This is a genomic window from Lentilactobacillus sp. SPB1-3 (genome assembly GCF_026913205.2).
GTDB lineage: Bacteria > Bacillota > Bacilli > Lactobacillales > Lactobacillaceae > Lentilactobacillus > Lentilactobacillus terminaliae.
On sequence record NZ_CP168151.1, the window covers coordinates 554,421 to 570,173 of the forward strand.

General features: G+C 37.8%; 21 protein-coding genes. 20 read left to right on the top strand and 1 reads right to left on the bottom strand.

Features of this window, described 5'->3' with window-relative positions:
* Positions 1-16 precede the first annotated feature (16 nt).
* From rplO to O0236_RS02790, 16 genes are all read left to right on the top strand, one after another.
* Positions 17-451 carry a 50S ribosomal protein L15 gene (gene rplO, locus O0236_RS02715; protein ID WP_268912634.1) on the top strand — a complete coding sequence of 145 codons (435 nt, stop codon included), beginning with the start codon at positions 17-19 and terminating at the stop codon, positions 449-451.
* Positions 451-1,767: a preprotein translocase subunit SecY gene (gene secY, locus O0236_RS02720; protein ID WP_268912635.1), complete on the top strand. Its 1,317-nt coding sequence runs from the start codon at positions 451-453 to the stop codon at positions 1,765-1,767. Before rplO ends, secY begins: the two co-directional genes overlap by 1 nt.
* Before the next feature lie 32 nt (positions 1,768-1,799).
* Positions 1,800-2,456 carry an adenylate kinase gene (locus O0236_RS02725; protein WP_268912636.1) on the top strand — a complete coding sequence of 219 codons (657 nt, stop codon included), beginning with the start codon at positions 1,800-1,802 and terminating at the stop codon, positions 2,454-2,456.
* Positions 2,457-2,569: 113 nt separating this feature from the next.
* The gene (gene infA, locus O0236_RS02730) at positions 2,570-2,788 is read left to right on the top strand and encodes a translation initiation factor IF-1 (RefSeq protein WP_125008314.1); all 219 of its coding nucleotides are present in this window, start codon (positions 2,570-2,572) and stop codon (positions 2,786-2,788) included.
* 33 nt (positions 2,789-2,821) lie between these two features.
* Complete coding sequence (rpmJ, locus tag O0236_RS02735; RefSeq protein ID WP_008855781.1) at positions 2,822-2,941, top strand: 50S ribosomal protein L36; 120 nt, start codon at positions 2,822-2,824, stop codon at positions 2,939-2,941.
* A gap of 25 nt (positions 2,942-2,966) precedes the next feature.
* Entirely contained in the window at positions 2,967-3,332 is a 366-nt protein-coding gene (rpsM, locus tag O0236_RS02740) for a 30S ribosomal protein S13 (RefSeq protein WP_268912637.1), read from the top strand.
* 25 nt (positions 3,333-3,357) lie between these two features.
* The gene (gene rpsK / locus O0236_RS02745) at positions 3,358-3,747 is read left to right on the top strand and encodes a 30S ribosomal protein S11 (RefSeq protein WP_125008312.1); all 390 of its coding nucleotides are present in this window, start codon (positions 3,358-3,360) and stop codon (positions 3,745-3,747) included.
* Positions 3,748-3,845: 98 nt separating this feature from the next.
* On the top strand, positions 3,846-4,796 hold the full coding sequence (locus O0236_RS02750; RefSeq protein WP_268912638.1) for a DNA-directed RNA polymerase subunit alpha: 951 nt from the start codon (positions 3,846-3,848) through the stop codon (positions 4,794-4,796).
* A gap of 22 nt (positions 4,797-4,818) precedes the next feature.
* Positions 4,819-5,202, top strand: a complete 384-nt coding sequence (rplQ, locus tag O0236_RS02755; protein ID WP_268912639.1) for a 50S ribosomal protein L17 — start codon at positions 4,819-4,821, stop codon at positions 5,200-5,202.
* Positions 5,203-5,368: 166 nt separating this feature from the next.
* The gene (locus tag O0236_RS02760) at positions 5,369-6,202 is read left to right on the top strand and encodes an energy-coupling factor transporter ATPase (protein ID WP_268912640.1); all 834 of its coding nucleotides are present in this window, start codon (positions 5,369-5,371) and stop codon (positions 6,200-6,202) included.
* Positions 6,172-7,038: an energy-coupling factor transporter ATPase gene (locus O0236_RS02765; RefSeq protein WP_268912641.1), complete on the top strand. Its 867-nt coding sequence runs from the start codon at positions 6,172-6,174 to the stop codon at positions 7,036-7,038. The genes O0236_RS02760 and O0236_RS02765 overlap by 31 nt, the downstream gene beginning before the upstream one ends.
* Positions 7,031-7,825 carry an energy-coupling factor transporter transmembrane component T family protein gene (locus O0236_RS02770; protein ID WP_268912642.1) on the top strand — a complete coding sequence of 265 codons (795 nt, stop codon included), beginning with the start codon at positions 7,031-7,033 and terminating at the stop codon, positions 7,823-7,825. The genes O0236_RS02765 and O0236_RS02770 overlap by 8 nt, the downstream gene beginning before the upstream one ends.
* Before the next feature lie 14 nt (positions 7,826-7,839).
* A complete protein-coding gene (gene truA, locus O0236_RS02775) occupies positions 7,840-8,628 on the top strand; it encodes a tRNA pseudouridine(38-40) synthase TruA (RefSeq protein WP_372791782.1) in 789 nt (262 codons plus the stop codon).
* Between the two features lie 133 nt (positions 8,629-8,761).
* Positions 8,762-9,205, top strand: a complete 444-nt coding sequence (gene rplM, locus O0236_RS02780) for a 50S ribosomal protein L13 (RefSeq protein ID WP_268912644.1) — start codon at positions 8,762-8,764, stop codon at positions 9,203-9,205.
* Positions 9,206-9,218: 13 nt separating this feature from the next.
* Positions 9,219-9,611 carry a 30S ribosomal protein S9 gene (gene rpsI, locus O0236_RS02785; RefSeq protein ID WP_268912645.1) on the top strand — a complete coding sequence of 131 codons (393 nt, stop codon included), beginning with the start codon at positions 9,219-9,221 and terminating at the stop codon, positions 9,609-9,611.
* 328 nt (positions 9,612-9,939) lie between these two features.
* Positions 9,940-10,539: an ECF transporter S component gene (locus O0236_RS02790; protein ID WP_268912646.1), complete on the top strand. Its 600-nt coding sequence runs from the start codon at positions 9,940-9,942 to the stop codon at positions 10,537-10,539.
* Between the two features lie 48 nt (positions 10,540-10,587).
* Here O0236_RS02790 and O0236_RS02795 read toward each other — a convergent pair whose 3' ends face one another.
* Positions 10,588-10,848 (bottom strand): DUF2187 domain-containing protein, encoded by a 261-nt coding sequence (locus tag O0236_RS02795; RefSeq protein WP_268912647.1) that lies wholly within the window; start codon positions 10,846-10,848, stop codon positions 10,588-10,590.
* Between the two features lie 208 nt (positions 10,849-11,056).
* On the opposite strand from O0236_RS02795, the gene O0236_RS02800 reads away from it, so the two are divergent.
* The 4 genes from O0236_RS02800 to pcrA all read left to right on the top strand — a co-directional run bounded on the left by O0236_RS02800 (position 11,057) and on the right by pcrA (position 15,748).
* A complete protein-coding gene (locus O0236_RS02800) occupies positions 11,057-11,632 on the top strand; it encodes a glycoside hydrolase family 73 protein (protein ID WP_268912648.1) in 576 nt (191 codons plus the stop codon).
* Positions 11,633-11,646: 14 nt separating this feature from the next.
* A complete protein-coding gene (locus O0236_RS02805) occupies positions 11,647-12,222 on the top strand; it encodes a xanthine phosphoribosyltransferase (protein ID WP_268912649.1) in 576 nt (191 codons plus the stop codon).
* A 31-nt stretch (positions 12,223-12,253) separates the two neighbouring features.
* Complete coding sequence (locus O0236_RS02810) at positions 12,254-13,414, top strand: ATP-grasp domain-containing protein (RefSeq protein ID WP_268912650.1); 1,161 nt, start codon at positions 12,254-12,256, stop codon at positions 13,412-13,414.
* 102 nt (positions 13,415-13,516) lie between these two features.
* Positions 13,517-15,748, top strand: coding sequence for a DNA helicase PcrA (gene pcrA, locus O0236_RS02815; protein WP_268912651.1), 2,232 nt, complete (start codon positions 13,517-13,519; stop codon positions 15,746-15,748).
* Positions 15,749-15,753 lie beyond the last annotated feature (5 nt).

The following is a 15,753-nucleotide window of genomic DNA, read 5'->3' on the forward strand; positions in this document are numbered from 1 at the left end:
AGGAGGTGCTAATTTCATGGAAATGAACGAATTGAAAGCCGCTGAAGGTTCTCGTTCACTACGTACTCGTAAGGGACGTGGTCGTTCAGCTGGTAAGGGTAAGACTGCTGGTCGTGGCCAAAAAGGTCAAAAGGCTCGTAGTAAGACACGTATCGGTTTTGAAGGTGGCCAAATGCCACTTTACCGTCGTATTCCAAAACGTGGTTTTAATAACATTAACCGCAAGGAATATGCAGTAGTCAACGTTGCCAAGTTAGATGCATTTGATAACGACACTGAGGTAACTCCTGAATTGCTAGTTGAATCAGGAATTGTTAAGAGTGTTAAGTCAGGTATCAAGATTCTTGGTGAAGGTGAGTTATCAAAGAAGTTAACTGTTAAAGCTAACAAATTCTCTAAGACAGCTCAATCAACTATTGAAAATGCGGGCGGTAAAATCGAGGTGATCTAATGCTCTCAACATTAAAGAGTGCATTTCAAGTTAAGGAAATAAGAAACAAACTCCTATTTACGTTAGGTGTACTGATTATCTTCCGCTTAGGTGCCTATATTACGGTTCCTGGAATTAATGCGAAAGCACTTCAATCTGTTGCATCATCTGGACTAGTTAGTATCTTAAACACATTTAGTGGTGGTGGATTAACTAACTACTCGATATTTGCGATGGGAGTATCACCATACATCACTGCTCAAATCATCGTTCAATTGTTACAAATGGATATCGTTCCCAGATTCGTCGAATGGGGTAAACAAGGTGAAGTCGGTAGACGTAAACTTAATCAATGGACACGGTATTTAACCGTGATTCTTGGTTTTCTTCAATCTATTGGTATCACTGCTGGTTTTAACCAATTAAGTAGTTTGAATCTAGTTTCGCATCCTAATGCACAAACTTTCATTATGATCGGAGTTATCCTTACTGGTGGTACAATGCTTACCACTTGGATGGGTGACATGATCACTGAAAGAGGTATTGGGAACGGAATTTCAATGATTATCTTTGCCGGAATTATTGCTAGACTTCCTGTTGGTCTTCAAAAACTTTACCAAGAAAATTTTGTTGGTGTAAGTGGGACTGACTTCTGGTTAGCAATTGGATTCGGTATTGTATTGTTAATTGTTGTGTTAGCTATTGTTACTTTCGTAACTTGGGTTCAACAAGCAGAACGAAGAGTTCCTATTCAATATACTCGTCGTGTTGCGGGAGCTTCTGAGAGTAGTTATCTGCCATTAAAAGTTAACGTTGCTGGAGTTATTCCAGTAATCTTTGCCAGTTCGTTTATTGCGACTCCGCAAACAATTTTGATGGCATTTACTGCTAATCACTCACAAGATACTTGGTATCAAGTACTTTCTGATATATTTAACATGCAGACACCAACTGGTGCAACTTTGTACACTGTGCTGATTGTTCTTTTCACTTTCTTCTATGCTTTTGTTCAGGTTAATCCAGAGAAGCTTTCTGAGAACTTACAAAAACAAGGAAGTTACATTCCAGGTGTTTGGCCTGGTCATGAAACTCAATCATATGTGTCAAGTTTACTAATGAAGCTAAGTACAGTTGGATCGGTTTTCTTGGGTATTGTTGCTTTAATTCCATTAATTGCTCAGAACGTGTGGAATTTAGATGAATCAATCGGTTTAGGTGGAACTAGTTTGTTAATTGTTGTTGGTGTTGCTATTGAAACAATTCGTCAAATCAGAGGTTTGATGATGAAGAGACAATACGTTGGGTTCATTAAAGACCCAGAATCAACCACAGATTAATAAAAACCTATACTCGAGGAGGAATTCTAATAATGTCATTAAATCTAATTTTAATGGGACTACCAGGAGCAGGAAAAGGTACACAAGCTCAGTTCATCGTTGATAAGTATCAAATCCCTCATATTTCCACTGGAGATATGTTCAGAGAAGCTATCTCGAACGAAACTCCAATGGGATTGAAGGCCAAGGAATACACTGACAAAGGGAACTTGGTTCCTGATGAAGTAACTAATGGAATCGTTAAGGATCGTCTTGCAAAAGGTGATACCAAAGATGGTTTCCTTCTGGATGGTTATCCAAGAACTTTAGAACAAGCTGACGCTTTGTCAGATATGTCTGAAGAATTAGCTAAACCATTGGATGCAGTTATTAATATCGATGTTGATCCTAAGATACTTACTGATCGGTTAACTGGTCGGTTCATTTGTAAGAACTGTGGTGCTACTTATCATAAGATTTATCACATGCCAAAGGTTGAGAACACTTGCGACGTGTGTGGCCATCACGAGTTCTATCAACGTGAGGATGACAAGCCTGAAGCTGTTAAAAATCGTCTCGATGTAAACATCAAAATGAATACGCCATTAATTTCTTACTACAAAGATAGAGACTTGCTATTTAATGTTGATGGTAACAAGGATATCAATGAAGTTTGGGCTGATTTAGACAAAATTCTTGCTTCTCTATAATTCGTAAGAATGCGTTAGATTGAAGATTTTGGTTTATTGTGGTAGACTATCGTTTGGCTATTACATCATATTTGAACAAATAATCTAACATTAATGGTTGGAGGTGTTTTTTATTGGCAAAAGATAATGTCATTGAAGTTGAAGGAAAAGTCATCGAAACGTTGCCTAATGCGATGTTTAGAGTCGAATTAGAGAACGGACATGAAATTTTGGCACACGTTTCTGGTAAGATCAGAATGCATTATATTCGAATTCTTCCAGGTGATAAAGTTACTGTTGAAATGTCGCCTTACGATTTAAGTAAGGGTAGAATTACTTATCGTTTTAAGTAATAATGTCTTCATTTCTGTCAAGGAGGGTTAATGATGAAGGTAAGACCATCTGTAAAACCAATGTGTGAACATTGTAAAGTTATTAAGCGTAAGGGTCGAGTAATGATTATTTGCTCTGCAAACCCTAAGCATAAACAACGTCAAGGTAAATAATTTATTAAATAGGAGGTGCTGTTAAATGGCTCGTATTGCCGGAATTGATTTGCCACGTGACAAGCGTATTGTCATTGGCTTAACATACATTTTTGGTATTGGTAATACCACTGCACAAAAGATCTTAGCTGATGCAGGCGTATCAGAAGATATTCGTGTTCGTGATTTAACACCAGATCAAGAAGATAAAATTCGTGCAGTTGTCGGCGATTTAAAAATCGAAGGTGACTTACGTCGTGAAGTAAGCATGAACATCAAGCGTCTTCAAGAAATTGGCTCATACCGTGGTATGCGTCACCGTCGTGGTTTGCCCGTTCGTGGACAACACACAAAGAACAATGCCCGTACTCGTAAGGGTAAAAAAGCTGCTATTGCAGGTAAGAAAAAATAATTAAAAAGGGAGGTCGTATGCTTTTATGGTAAACAAGAAGACAAGTCGTAAGCGTCGTGTCAAGAAGAATATTGAATCAGGTGTTGCACATATTCACTCAACTTTCAATAACACTCTTGTGATGATTACTGACGTACAAGGTAATGCTGTTTCATGGTCATCTGCTGGTGCATTAGGTTTCCGTGGTAGTCGTAAGTCAACACCTTTTGCTGCTCAAATGGCTGCTGAAGCTGCTGCTAAAGCATCAATGGAACATGGCATGAAGTCTGTTGAAGTTGCTGTTAAGGGACCAGGTTCTGGTCGTGAAGCTGCAATTCGTGCACTTCAAGCAACTGGTTTGGAAGTTACAGCTATTAGAGATGTTACTCCAGTGCCTCACAACGGATCTCGTCCTCCAAAGCGTCGTCGAGTTTAGTATTTTGCGCACTCAATTCATTAAGTGGAATATGTACCCGCATATTTACAAATTGTACGAACAAGACTCACGCGTTTTGAAAGGGGTTAATGATAAGAATGATTGAATTTGAAAAGCCTAACATTCACAAGATAGAAGAAAACGATAACTATGGTGAAGTTGTTGTTGAACCACTAGAAAGAGGATATGGGACTACTCTTGGTAACTCACTAAGAAGAACCCTATTGTCTTCTCTACCTGGCGCAGCAGTTACTAGTATCCAAATTGATAATGTCCTTCATGAGTTCTCAACCATTAAGGGTGTTGTCGAAGATGTCACTCAGATTATCTTAAATGTTAAGAAAATTTCATTAAAATTAGATGGACCTGAAGACGAAGAAGAGAACTTAGAGATTGATGTTATTGGACCTGCTGATGTTACAGCTGGTGATATTGTTGGGGATAGCGACGTAACTGTTTTAAATCCTGATCTTCATATCGCTACGGTTGCTGAGGGAACTAATTTCCATATGCGACTAACTGCTAACAGAGGCCGTGGGTATGTTTCTGCCGTTGAAAACAAACAACGTAGCTCAGAGATGCCTATTGGTGTACTTCCCGTCGATTCTATTTATACCCCAATTGAACGTGTCAACTATCAAGTTGAGAGTACCCGGGTTGGTCAACGTGATGACTTTGATAAGCTTACTTTAGATGTTTGGACTAATGGTTCAATCACTCCAAGTGAGGCTGTTAGTTTAGCTGCTAAGATTCTAACTGAACATCTTGAGATGTTTGTTGATCTTACTGATGAAGCTAAGAATACAGAGATCATGGTCGAAAAAGAAGAAACACACAAAGAAAAGATGCTCGAAATGACTATTGAAGAACTTGATTTATCAGTTCGTTCATATAATTGTCTTAAGCGTGCAGGCATTAATACTGTTCAAGAGTTAACTGAAAAATCTGAACCTGACATGATGAAAGTTCGTAACTTAGGACGTAAGTCATTGGAAGAGGTTAAAGAGAAACTCGGTGCTTTAGGTTTATCACTTCGTAAAGAAGACTAAATAAAGGAGGATATCTAAACTTATGCGTAATCGTAAATTACAACGTACTAGTGAACATCGTCGTTCAATGCTTCGTAACTTGACTACTGAATTGATTATTCATGGTCAAATCATTACTACTGAAGCTAGAGCTAAGGAAGTTCGCTCAACTACCGACAAAATGATTTCACTTGGTAAGCGCGGTGACCTACATGCTCGTCGTCAAGCTGCTGCATACATTCGTGATGTTGTTGCTGATGTTAAAGAAGATGGTGATGATATTACTGTTACCACTGCTTTACAAAAATTGTTCGGTGACTTAGCTACTCAATACGCTGACCGTAATGGTGGATATACCCGAATCTACAAGACTATGCCACGTCGTGGTGATGGTGCTGAGATGGTTATCCTACAATTGGTTGACTAATTATCATAGATAATTAACATAGTTTTACGAGAATCACTCAAGTTTTCGGTATAGAACGTTATGATGGTGGATTATTCCTAGTCTAGTTTGAATGTGGGCTTTTGCTCAAGCACTGATTACTTGTAAGTGATTTTTTTGTACATAAATTTAATTTAGGACTGTTAATATGGAAAATATAATTGAGATCAATAATCTTTCATTTAAATACCCAGAACAAGACAGCTTGTTTAGTTCGCTCGATTTGTCAATTGCAGCTAATCAATGGATCGCGATTGTTGGTCAAAATGGTAGCGGTAAGAGTACATTAGCTAGATTGATAGATAGATTGTTAGTACCTGACAGTGGAGATATTCATGTTGCAGGTGTTGCTTTGAATGATGAAAACCTATTAACAGTTCGTGGAAAAATTGGCATGGTATTTCAAAATCCTGATGATCAGTTCGTTGGTGCTACGGTTGAGGACGATGTTGCGTTTGGTCTAGAAAATCGTCAAATTGACCGTGAGGATATGAAAACGATTGTTGAAAATAGTTTGAGAGCTGTGGGAATGTGGGATTATCGTGACAGAATTCCTGCCAGTCTATCGGGTGGTCAAAAGCAACGTGTCGCCATTGCTGGTATATTAGCAATCAAGCCACAAATTTTGATTTTAGATGAGTCTACTAGTATGTTAGATCCTCAAGGTAGACGGGAAATAATTCAGCTAGTTAAAGAAATTAAAAGTCGTGAGAACTTAACAATTATTTCTATAACTCATGATATCGAAGAGGCAGCATTAGCTGATAGAATTGTTTTAATCAATAAAGGCATCGTCGTGACTGATGAGTCACCTGAGCAATTGCTTAATCGAACAGATTTTCTTAATAACTTTGAATTAGAGACACCATTTACTACTCAATTGGTAACTGAATTAAGACATTTAGGGATTAATGTCCCTAACAAATATATGAATGATGAGGAGTTGATTTCGTGGATAAAGAAATCTCTTTTTCAAATGTAAATCATGTTTATGAACCTAATTCACCACTTGCGAAATTGGCTTTAAATGGTGTTAATCTAGATATAGATAAAGGGAGTTTTGTGGCAATTATTGGACATACCGGTAGTGGTAAGTCGACTTTGATTCAACATATTAATGCTTTACTTAAGCCAACTTCTGGATCAGTTCAAGTTGGTAATTACACGATTACTTCAAAGACAACTAACAAGAATTTAAAACAACTGAGACAACATGTCGGAATGGTGTTTCAATTTCCAGAAAAGCAACTCTTCGCTGAATCGGTCTTGAAAGACGTAATGTTTGGACCACAAAACTATGGCAAATCATCACATGACGCTGAAGATGCTGCTAAAGATGCTTTGCAATTAGTAAATATTGATGAGGAATTATTTGATAAATCTCCATTTGACCTTTCTGGAGGGCAAATGCGTCGAGTAGCTATTGCAGGAGTTTTAGCTATGCAGCCTGATGTATTGATTTTAGATGAACCAACGGCAGGATTAGATCCCGAAGGTCACTATGAAATAATGCAATTAGTAAATAAATTGAACGTTGAACGACATGTAACTATTATTTTGGTTACTCATCAGATGGAAGACGTCGTTGAGTATGCAAGTCAGGTTATAGTAATGGAAGATGGCAAAATCGTCAGTGATGGGAAGGTAGTAGATGTTTTTAGTGATCCCAATTGGTTAGCTACAAAACAGTTAACACTGCCCAAAGCAGCGCAGTTTGCGTTGGATTTAGGTATTGGACAGAATTCATTACCTTTGACAATTGATGATTTAGCTAAAACAATTGTTCAGAATACCAGGGAGGACAATTCTGATGAGTAATTTTATCTTTGGCCGGTATTTACCTGGTAATTCTTGGATTCATAAGATGAGTCCGCAATCAAAACTATTGCTATGCTTCTTCTTCGTATTCATTGTTTTTTTTGCTAACAACTATGCAACATATGGACTTTTGGTTGTTGCAATTCTAGGTATCATATTATTGTCTGGTGTTTCAATTGGATATTTCATCAAAGGAATTCGGCCGTTGATTTGGTTGATTATCTTTACCGTCTTGCTTCAAATCTTGTTTAGTAGTGGCGGCAATGTACTTTGGTCATGGGGACCATTTTCAATCAGTGATACGAGTTTGATTAACGGTGGTTTTATCTTCGTTAGATTCATTCTAATTATTATGATCTCCACCGTGCTAACATTGACCACCACGCCGCTAGCAATTGCTGATGGAGTGCAAACTATACTCAGACCATTAAAAGTTGTTCATTTTCCTGTAGATACATTAGCGTTAATGTTGTCTATTGCACTTAGATTTGTGCCAACGTTGATGGATGAATTAGAGTCAATTATGAATGCGCAACGTTCAAGGGGAGTGGATTTCGGGTCTGGTAGTATTACTAGCCGAGTTAAGTCAGCGGTGCCTCTATTGGTGCCTTTATTTAGTGGGGCAATCACGCATGCTGAAAATCTTTCAACTGCAATGGAAGCTCGCGGGTTTTCGGACAGCGAGCATCGTTCGAAGTATCGGATCTATCGATGGCAGTTGCAAGATACTGTGAGTTGGGTTGCAGAGTTAATAATATTTGGAATAATTGTTTATTTAAGAAATTAGTTGAGGTGAACGTCATTCGTTATAAAATCACTTTTGCATACGATGGAACAAAGTTTAGCGGGTTTCAGAGGCAACCTAAACAGAGGACTGTTGAGGGAATTTTAACTGCTAAGATTAATCTGATGGCAAAAAATCCAAAACAAGCTATCGAAGTATTTGGCTCCGGTAGAACTGATTCAGGTGTCCATGCCCTAGCCCAAGTGGCTCATTTCGATTTTCCGTTCGATATTCCAACTGATGCAATGTATCGAGGATTAAACAGCATGCTTCCGCTGGATGTCGAAATTTTAAAAGTTGAAAAAGTTAGTGACAATTTTCATGCTAGATTCGACGTATCTGGTAAAAGATATATGTATCGGGCATATTTAGGGGAGTTTACTAACCCATTTAAGCGAAATTATACTGGTCACTGGAAGTTTCCAGTGGATATTAATAAGGTTGATACGGCAATCCATGAGTTAGTTGGTCAACATGATTTTTCAAGCTTTGTGGCTGCTGGTTCGACAGCTAAAAGTAACGTTCGAACTATTTATGATGCTCGGTGTTTTTTAAATGAAGAAGAAAATGAAATAAACATTGAGTTTTACGGCAATGGTTTTTTGTATAACATGGTTCGAATAATGGTCGGTGTGGCCATGGAAATTGGATCTGGTAGCAGGCCTGAACATGACGTTCTGAGACTCTTTGATGTTAAGGATAGGGATCAGGCCAGATTAACCATGCCAGCATCGGGGCTTTACTTGAAAAAAGTTTATTATGAAGGTGATGACCCGCTGCATCCAACTAAGCTGCCAAAGTTCTAATGATAGTTTTTAAAAGTAATTGACTTTGACCCTATTTATTTGTATTATTGTAACTGGTATTGTTTGCCCCACGATAAGCCCCGGAAACTTATTTTTGGTGTCGAACAAACACAGAAACATGGAGGAAATTAACGTGCGTACAACATATATGGCAAAACCTGGTGAAGTAGAACGTAAATGGTACGTGGTTGACGCCACAGATGTTCCATTGGGACGTCTCTCAACTGTTGTTGCTTCTATCTTAAGAGGTAAGAACAAGCCAACTTTCACCCCTAACGTTGATACTGGGGATAATGTAATCGTAATTAATGCTGAAAAAGTTGCCTTGACAGGTAAGAAAGCTAAAAACAAGATTTATTACCGTCACAGTCGCTTTATCGGTGGCTTGAAACAAAGAACTGCTGGTGATTTTCGTGAAAAGGATCCTGAAAAATTGATTGAAACATCAGTTAAAGGAATGCTTCCTCACAACTCATTAGGTCACAAGATTGGTTTGAAGTTACATGTCTACACTGGTGCAGAACATGGACAACAAGCTCAAAAACCTGAAGTTTTAGACATTACTAACCTAATTTAAGGAGGAAATTGCATTGGCTCAAGTACAATATCGCGGCACTGGCCGTCGTAAAGATTCAGTTGCTCGTGTACGTTTAGTACCAGGAACTGGTAAAATTACTATGAATGATCGTTCAATCGAAGACTACATTCCAGCAGCTGACTTACGTGAAGTTGTTGTTCAACCATTCAATGTTACTGAAACTCTAGGAAACTATGATGTTTTAGTTAACGTTAATGGTGGTGGTTACTCTGGACAAGCTGGCGCAACTCGTCACGGAATTGCCCGTGCGCTTCTAGAAGTTGACCCAGACTTCCGTGGACCATTAAAACGTGCCGGTCTTTTGACTCGTGATGCACGTATGAAAGAACGTAAGAAGCCAGGTCTTAAGAAAGCCCGTAAAGCTTCACAATTCTCAAAACGTTAATATACAATTTATATTATTGTTCAAGACATCTTCCTCTGGAAGGTGTTTTTTTTATACATAATTAAGATGATGACGATTAGCTAACGTGATGATAGATAAATTAATTTTTGAAATCTTCCGTACTTTTTAAATAAGATATTTCATAAATATACCAAGGCGCTTTTGTGTAATTTAAAATGTATTAGTAATAAACTAATGAAGACCGATCATCATAAACCATAAAGATTTCTCGAAGATGATAAACATTTCTTCAAGATTATTCGCAAGTCATTTCAAATGATAATCTGGTAGTATATAATTACCTAAACCTATTGGAGGCATAACAACGATGAGTCAAATGAATAAAACATTCAGATTAACCGTTTTGGCAATGTTTATTGCAATTATTATTTTACAAACTTCAATTCCAATTATTGGATACATTCCAGTTGGTCCCTTGGAAATCACTATTATTCAAGTAACCGTCATTATTGCAACTATTTTAATGGGGACGGCTAACGGGGCGGTAATTGGCGGTGTGTGGGGCCTAATCACGTTTGTACGAGCTTTTGCGTGGCCAACCAGCCCGTTAGCAGCCATTGTATTTGTTAACCCAGTAGTCTCCGTTATCCCAAGAATATTGATTGCTGTCGTAGCTGGTGCTATGTATAACTACTTATCTAAGCGAATGAAAAGCAAGTCACTTACTATTTCAATCTCAGCCGTCTTAGGCAGTCTAACTAACACAGTGTTAGTATTAGGATTGATCTATGTGTTTTACAAGGCAAAAGCACCTCAGCTATATAACTTAAACATTAAGGATCTATTGCCATACTTGTTGGGTGTTGTAGGAACTAATGGTATTCCTGAAGCGATTTTCAGCGGAATAGTTACTCCACTGATAGCTATCCCATTGCAAAGAGCATTTGGTAAAAGATTACAAAAATAACAGAAGAAATAAAAAAAGCCCCGGGATTACCAGGACTTAATAACGTGCTTATTCTTCTTCGTTTGTATTATCTTCAGTTTCTACTCGGGGTGCTGCCTTGATAATTTTAAGTTCTTCGTTATTAACGATGACCTTATTGTGGTATTTATCAATGATTTCAGGATCCTTTGATTCAAAGGTAACTAAAAACGAATTTGTGTAACCCTTGTCGATAAAGCCAGTAAATTTTTGCTTTTCAATGGTGAATTCGACTTCGTCACCAACGTGAAATTTTGCTTGTTGTTCTGAAAGTTCAGTATTTTTTGCCAATGTTCACATCTCCAAGTTTTTTAAGTATCAGATGTTAAAATAACTGAAATTGGCAGTGATGTCAAACAAAATTACTTAAATGTTAATTACTAATTGTCTTTATTTGAGTTTACCGTTAGAATTAATTTATTGTAGAAAGATTGGAATTTAATTGTCAACATATAATAAAAACCGCAAAAGCCGAAAAAATAAATCTAATAGAATAGTTATGTTCGTATTTGTGGCGTTTGGATTGATCGTGATTTTTGGATTTCACGCTTTATACGAAAGTAGTCAACCGACGCAACAAGTAGCAGTGCCCACCCAAAGCATGAGTGCTCATCAGCGAGAATTCATTCATAAAATTGCTCCAGAGGCTCAGAGACTACAAGGTCAATATAATATCTTACCTAGTGTTACTATTGCTCAGGCAATTCTGGAGTCTCAATGGGGCGATAGTAAGTTAGCTAGCGAGTACTATAACCTATTTGGTGTCAAGGCTCAGGGTAACACGCAAAAATCGGCATATCTTAACACTCAAGAATTTGTTAACGGCCAGTACGTCACTATTAAGGCGAAGTTCCAAGTATATTCTTCATATAACGAATCGCTTAGAGATCATGCTCAACTCTTGGCACTTGGAACTAAGTGGAATCCAAATCAATATGCTGATGTGACCAACGCGGCGAACTATGTTGACGCTGCTAAAGGGCTGCAAACAGATGGCTACGCCACCGATCCAGCCTATACGCAGAAGTTAATTCAAATCATTCGGACCTATAAATTATATCGATATGACAACTAGAGAGGATATTAATTATGAAGCTACTAGAGGACAAAATTAGAGAAGACGGTACCGTATTACCAGGAAACGTGCTCAAAGTTGATAACTTCCTTAATCATCAGGTTGATACAAAATTAATGGATGAGATGGGTAAAGAGTTTGCCCGACTTTTCAAAGATGAAGGGGTAACTAAAGTTGTTACCGTTGAATCTTCAGGAATTGCACCTGCTTTAATGGCTGCATTACACTTAGGTGTCCCAATGATTTTTGCTCGCAAACATAAGAGTTTAACTCTAACCGATAATTTGTATACTGCTAGCGTATATTCTTATACAAAACGTGTTAGTAATGACATTAGTGTCGACAAGCGGTTTTTGAATCCAAATGACAAGATATTGATCATCGATGATTTTTTGGCTAACGGTCAAGCTGTGTCTGGCTTATTGGAAATTGCAAAAGTTGCCAACGTTGAAGTAGCTGGTATTGGTATCGTTATCGAGAAGAGTTTCCAAAAGGGCAGATCCATGATTGAAGAAGCAGGCGTTCGTTTAGAATCACTTGCCAGAATTGCTTCTTTAGATAATGAGACTGTTGAATTCGTAAAAGACTAGTTTATAAATAGTGGAAGAGGTAGTGAACATATTGGCAAATGAGAATGTTGTTTATCCAGGACAAATTATTGGAGTAATCGGTGAAAGTAATAGTAATCTCTCGTTGATTACTACTGCCAAGAGAATGGGCTTTAAAGTAGCCATTTTTAGTAATAATGAAGATCCAACAATGATTCATGTATCTGATTATCAATACATGGGTGATTTCAATGATAAAGCAGCACTTAAGATGTTTGCTGAACGGTGTGACGTTGTTATATATAACAACGATCAAATTGGTTCTGATATTATCAACTACCTTGCTGACTATACTAGAATTCCGCAAAACACTGAATTACTTGATATTAATCAAGATCGATTGATTGAAAGAAGTTTTTTTGAAACATTAAATATGAACATGGTGCCATATTCTACCATTATTGAATTAGAGGACCTTTATCAAGCAATCAATTCAATTGGCTATCCTGCGATTTTAAAGCCGATTCAGCGTGGATTGATGGGTGGACAGGAACTATATATAGAAAAGCAAAGTGACATTGTCAAGGCGTCAGGAATGCTCGATACGGGTACATACATCTTAGAGTCTTACGTTAAACATGATATTGACTATACTGTTGTGGTTACCAGAAGCGCTGATAGTGATAGAGTAGTTTTTCCGGTTATTGAAGATATTTATCATCAAAACCGATTGATTACCTCATTTACTCCTGCACAACTTGAATCAGGCTTGGAAGACGAAATGAATCGAATTGCTAACGAAATCGCCAATAACCTTGATTATGTTGGTACATTTGAAGTGTCATTCTTCGTCTCGGACAATGGTTCGATTTATGTCAATAAGATCGCGCCCAACGTTGGAATTGCGGGATTTGTTTTTGAATATTCATTGAGTATCGATCAAATTGAGCAACACTTAAGAGCAATTGCCGGATTACCATTGATGAAGCCAATTAAAGGTATTCCAACTGTCTTGCAAACTATAAGTGAAAATGATTATAGTCGCATTCAAACTCAGTGGGTCATCAAGGATAATTGGCACTTTAACTTCTATGGACTAAGCAATGGAGCTCACAAAATTGTTGGTCATATATTAATACCAACGGAATCAATTCCCAAAACATTGATGCAACTTGAAGGAACTAATATCTGGCGGGATGTTGATTTTGAAACAAAATATAAGAAAATGTCATAAGTCGGCGTCTTGTCGGCTTTTTTGCTTGCTTTCAGTAAAGCAGTAATTATGCTTTTCTGGTATAATTGATTGGATAATTGTGCGAGAGGATGGACAATAAATTTGGCTGATTCAGATCTAATAAAAGGACTTAATACAGAACAACGAGACGCGGTATTACATACAGAAGGACCAGTCCTCATAATGGCTGGTGCTGGTAGTGGTAAGACTAGAGTCTTAACTCATCGGATTGCATACATCATCGAGAGTCGTAATGTAAAGCCATGGAATATTTTAGCGATTACATTTACGAATAAAGCTGCACGAGAAATGCGTGAACGGGTTTCAGCATTACTTGATGAAAGCGGAAATGACGTATGGGTTTCTACGTTCCATGCTCTATGTGTCAGAATTTTACGAAGAAATATTGATGCACTTGGCTATAACCGTGCATTTACAATCGCTGATCCTAGTGAACAAAGAACATTGGTCAAACGAATTTTGAATGATAAGAATGTTGATATTAAAAAATTTGATCCTAGATCAATTTTGTCAGCAATTTCGAATGCCAAAAATGATATGCTCGATCCCATCAGTTTCCGACAGTCTGCTAAGGGACCATTCGAGAAATTAGTAGCCGACGTTTACGATAGCTATCAAGCTGAACTAAAACAAAACCAGTCACTTGATTTTGATGATTTGATAATGATGACGATTCAGTTGTTTGATCAACACAAGGACGTGTTGGAATATTATCAAGATAAATTCCAGTACATTCATGTCGATGAATATCAGGATACTAACGAAGCTCAGTACCAATTGGTTACTTTATTAGCTCAAAAGCATAGAAATATTTGTGTGGTTGGGGATGCCGATCAGAGTATTTATGGTTGGCGAGGAGCCAATATGCAAAACATTTTAAACTTCAAAGATGATTACAAAGATGCTCACGTTACTATGTTGGAGCAAAACTATCGGTCAACAAAAACGATTTTGGATGCTGCTAATGCGGTCATTGCAAATAATGATAATCGTGAAGATAAGAACCTTTGGACTGAAAATAATCAAGGAGAGAAAATCTCTTATTATCGCGGTCAAACTGAAAATGATGAGGCCCGATATGTTGTTTCAAATATTCAAAAAGAAGTTAACGGGAACAATCAAAGTTATGGCGACATTGCTATTTTGTACCGGACTAACGCTCAGTCACGTGTGATGGAAGAAACATTACTGAAGTCCAATATTCCATATACCATGGTTGGCGGCCATAAGTTTTATGATCGAAAAGAAATTCGTGACGTTTTAGCTTATTTAACACTGATTGCTAATCCAAATGATTCAATGAGTTTTGAAAGAATCGTCAATGAACCAAAACGTGGAATTGGTGCAACAAGTGTTGAAAAGCTAAGAAGATTTGCTAATGATCATTCATGGAGCTTACTAGAAGCAGCTTTAAATGTTGACTTAGCTAACGAAATTGCTGCCCGTACCAAGAACTCGCTATTCCAATTTGCAGATACTATGGACAAAATAGCTAAAGACGCTAAGGAATCATCTGTATCAGATATTACCCAAGCAATTCTTGATAAGACTGGTTACATGGACGTCCTCAAGAGTTCTAAAACCTTAGAGGCTCAATCACGGGTTGAAAACTTGGAAGAATTCATGTCTGTTACTAAAAGATATGACGATGAAAATCAAGAAGCGGCCGGTATTGATAACTTGGTTGATTTCTTGAGTGACTTGGCATTGGTTTCTGATCAGGATAGTGTTGAGGAAGAATCTTCTGAAGTTACATTGATGACGTTGCATGCCGCAAAAGGACTTGAGTTCCCAGTGGTCTTTATCATGGGGATGGAAGAAGGATTATTCCCATTAGGTCGAGCTGCAGCAGATGAAGATGATCTTCAAGAAGAACGTCGATTAGCTTACGTTGGTATTACGCGAGCTAAAAGAAAGTTATACATTACCAATGCTTATTCACGAACTCTTTATGGACGTCGTCAAAATAATCCACAGTCTCGATTTATTGAAGAAATCACACCAGAATTGTTGAGACCAGAAAATGTCGGCAATGATAACCAAGCACTAAAGACACCATTTGATAGACGAACGGATAGAGCATTTGCTACACCGTACCATCGACCAGATCAAACAGTTGAGAAACCCAAGGGTTCAGGAGCTGATAAGAAGTCCTGGAATGTTGGCGACAAAGTGTCTCATAAAGCATGGGGCATTGGAACGGTTGTTAAAGTTTCTGGAACTGGTGAAGACATGGAATTAGATATTGCCTTTGACTCACAAGGAATCAAGCGATTACTTGCTGCATTTGCGCCAATTCAAAAACAAGATTAAAGGAA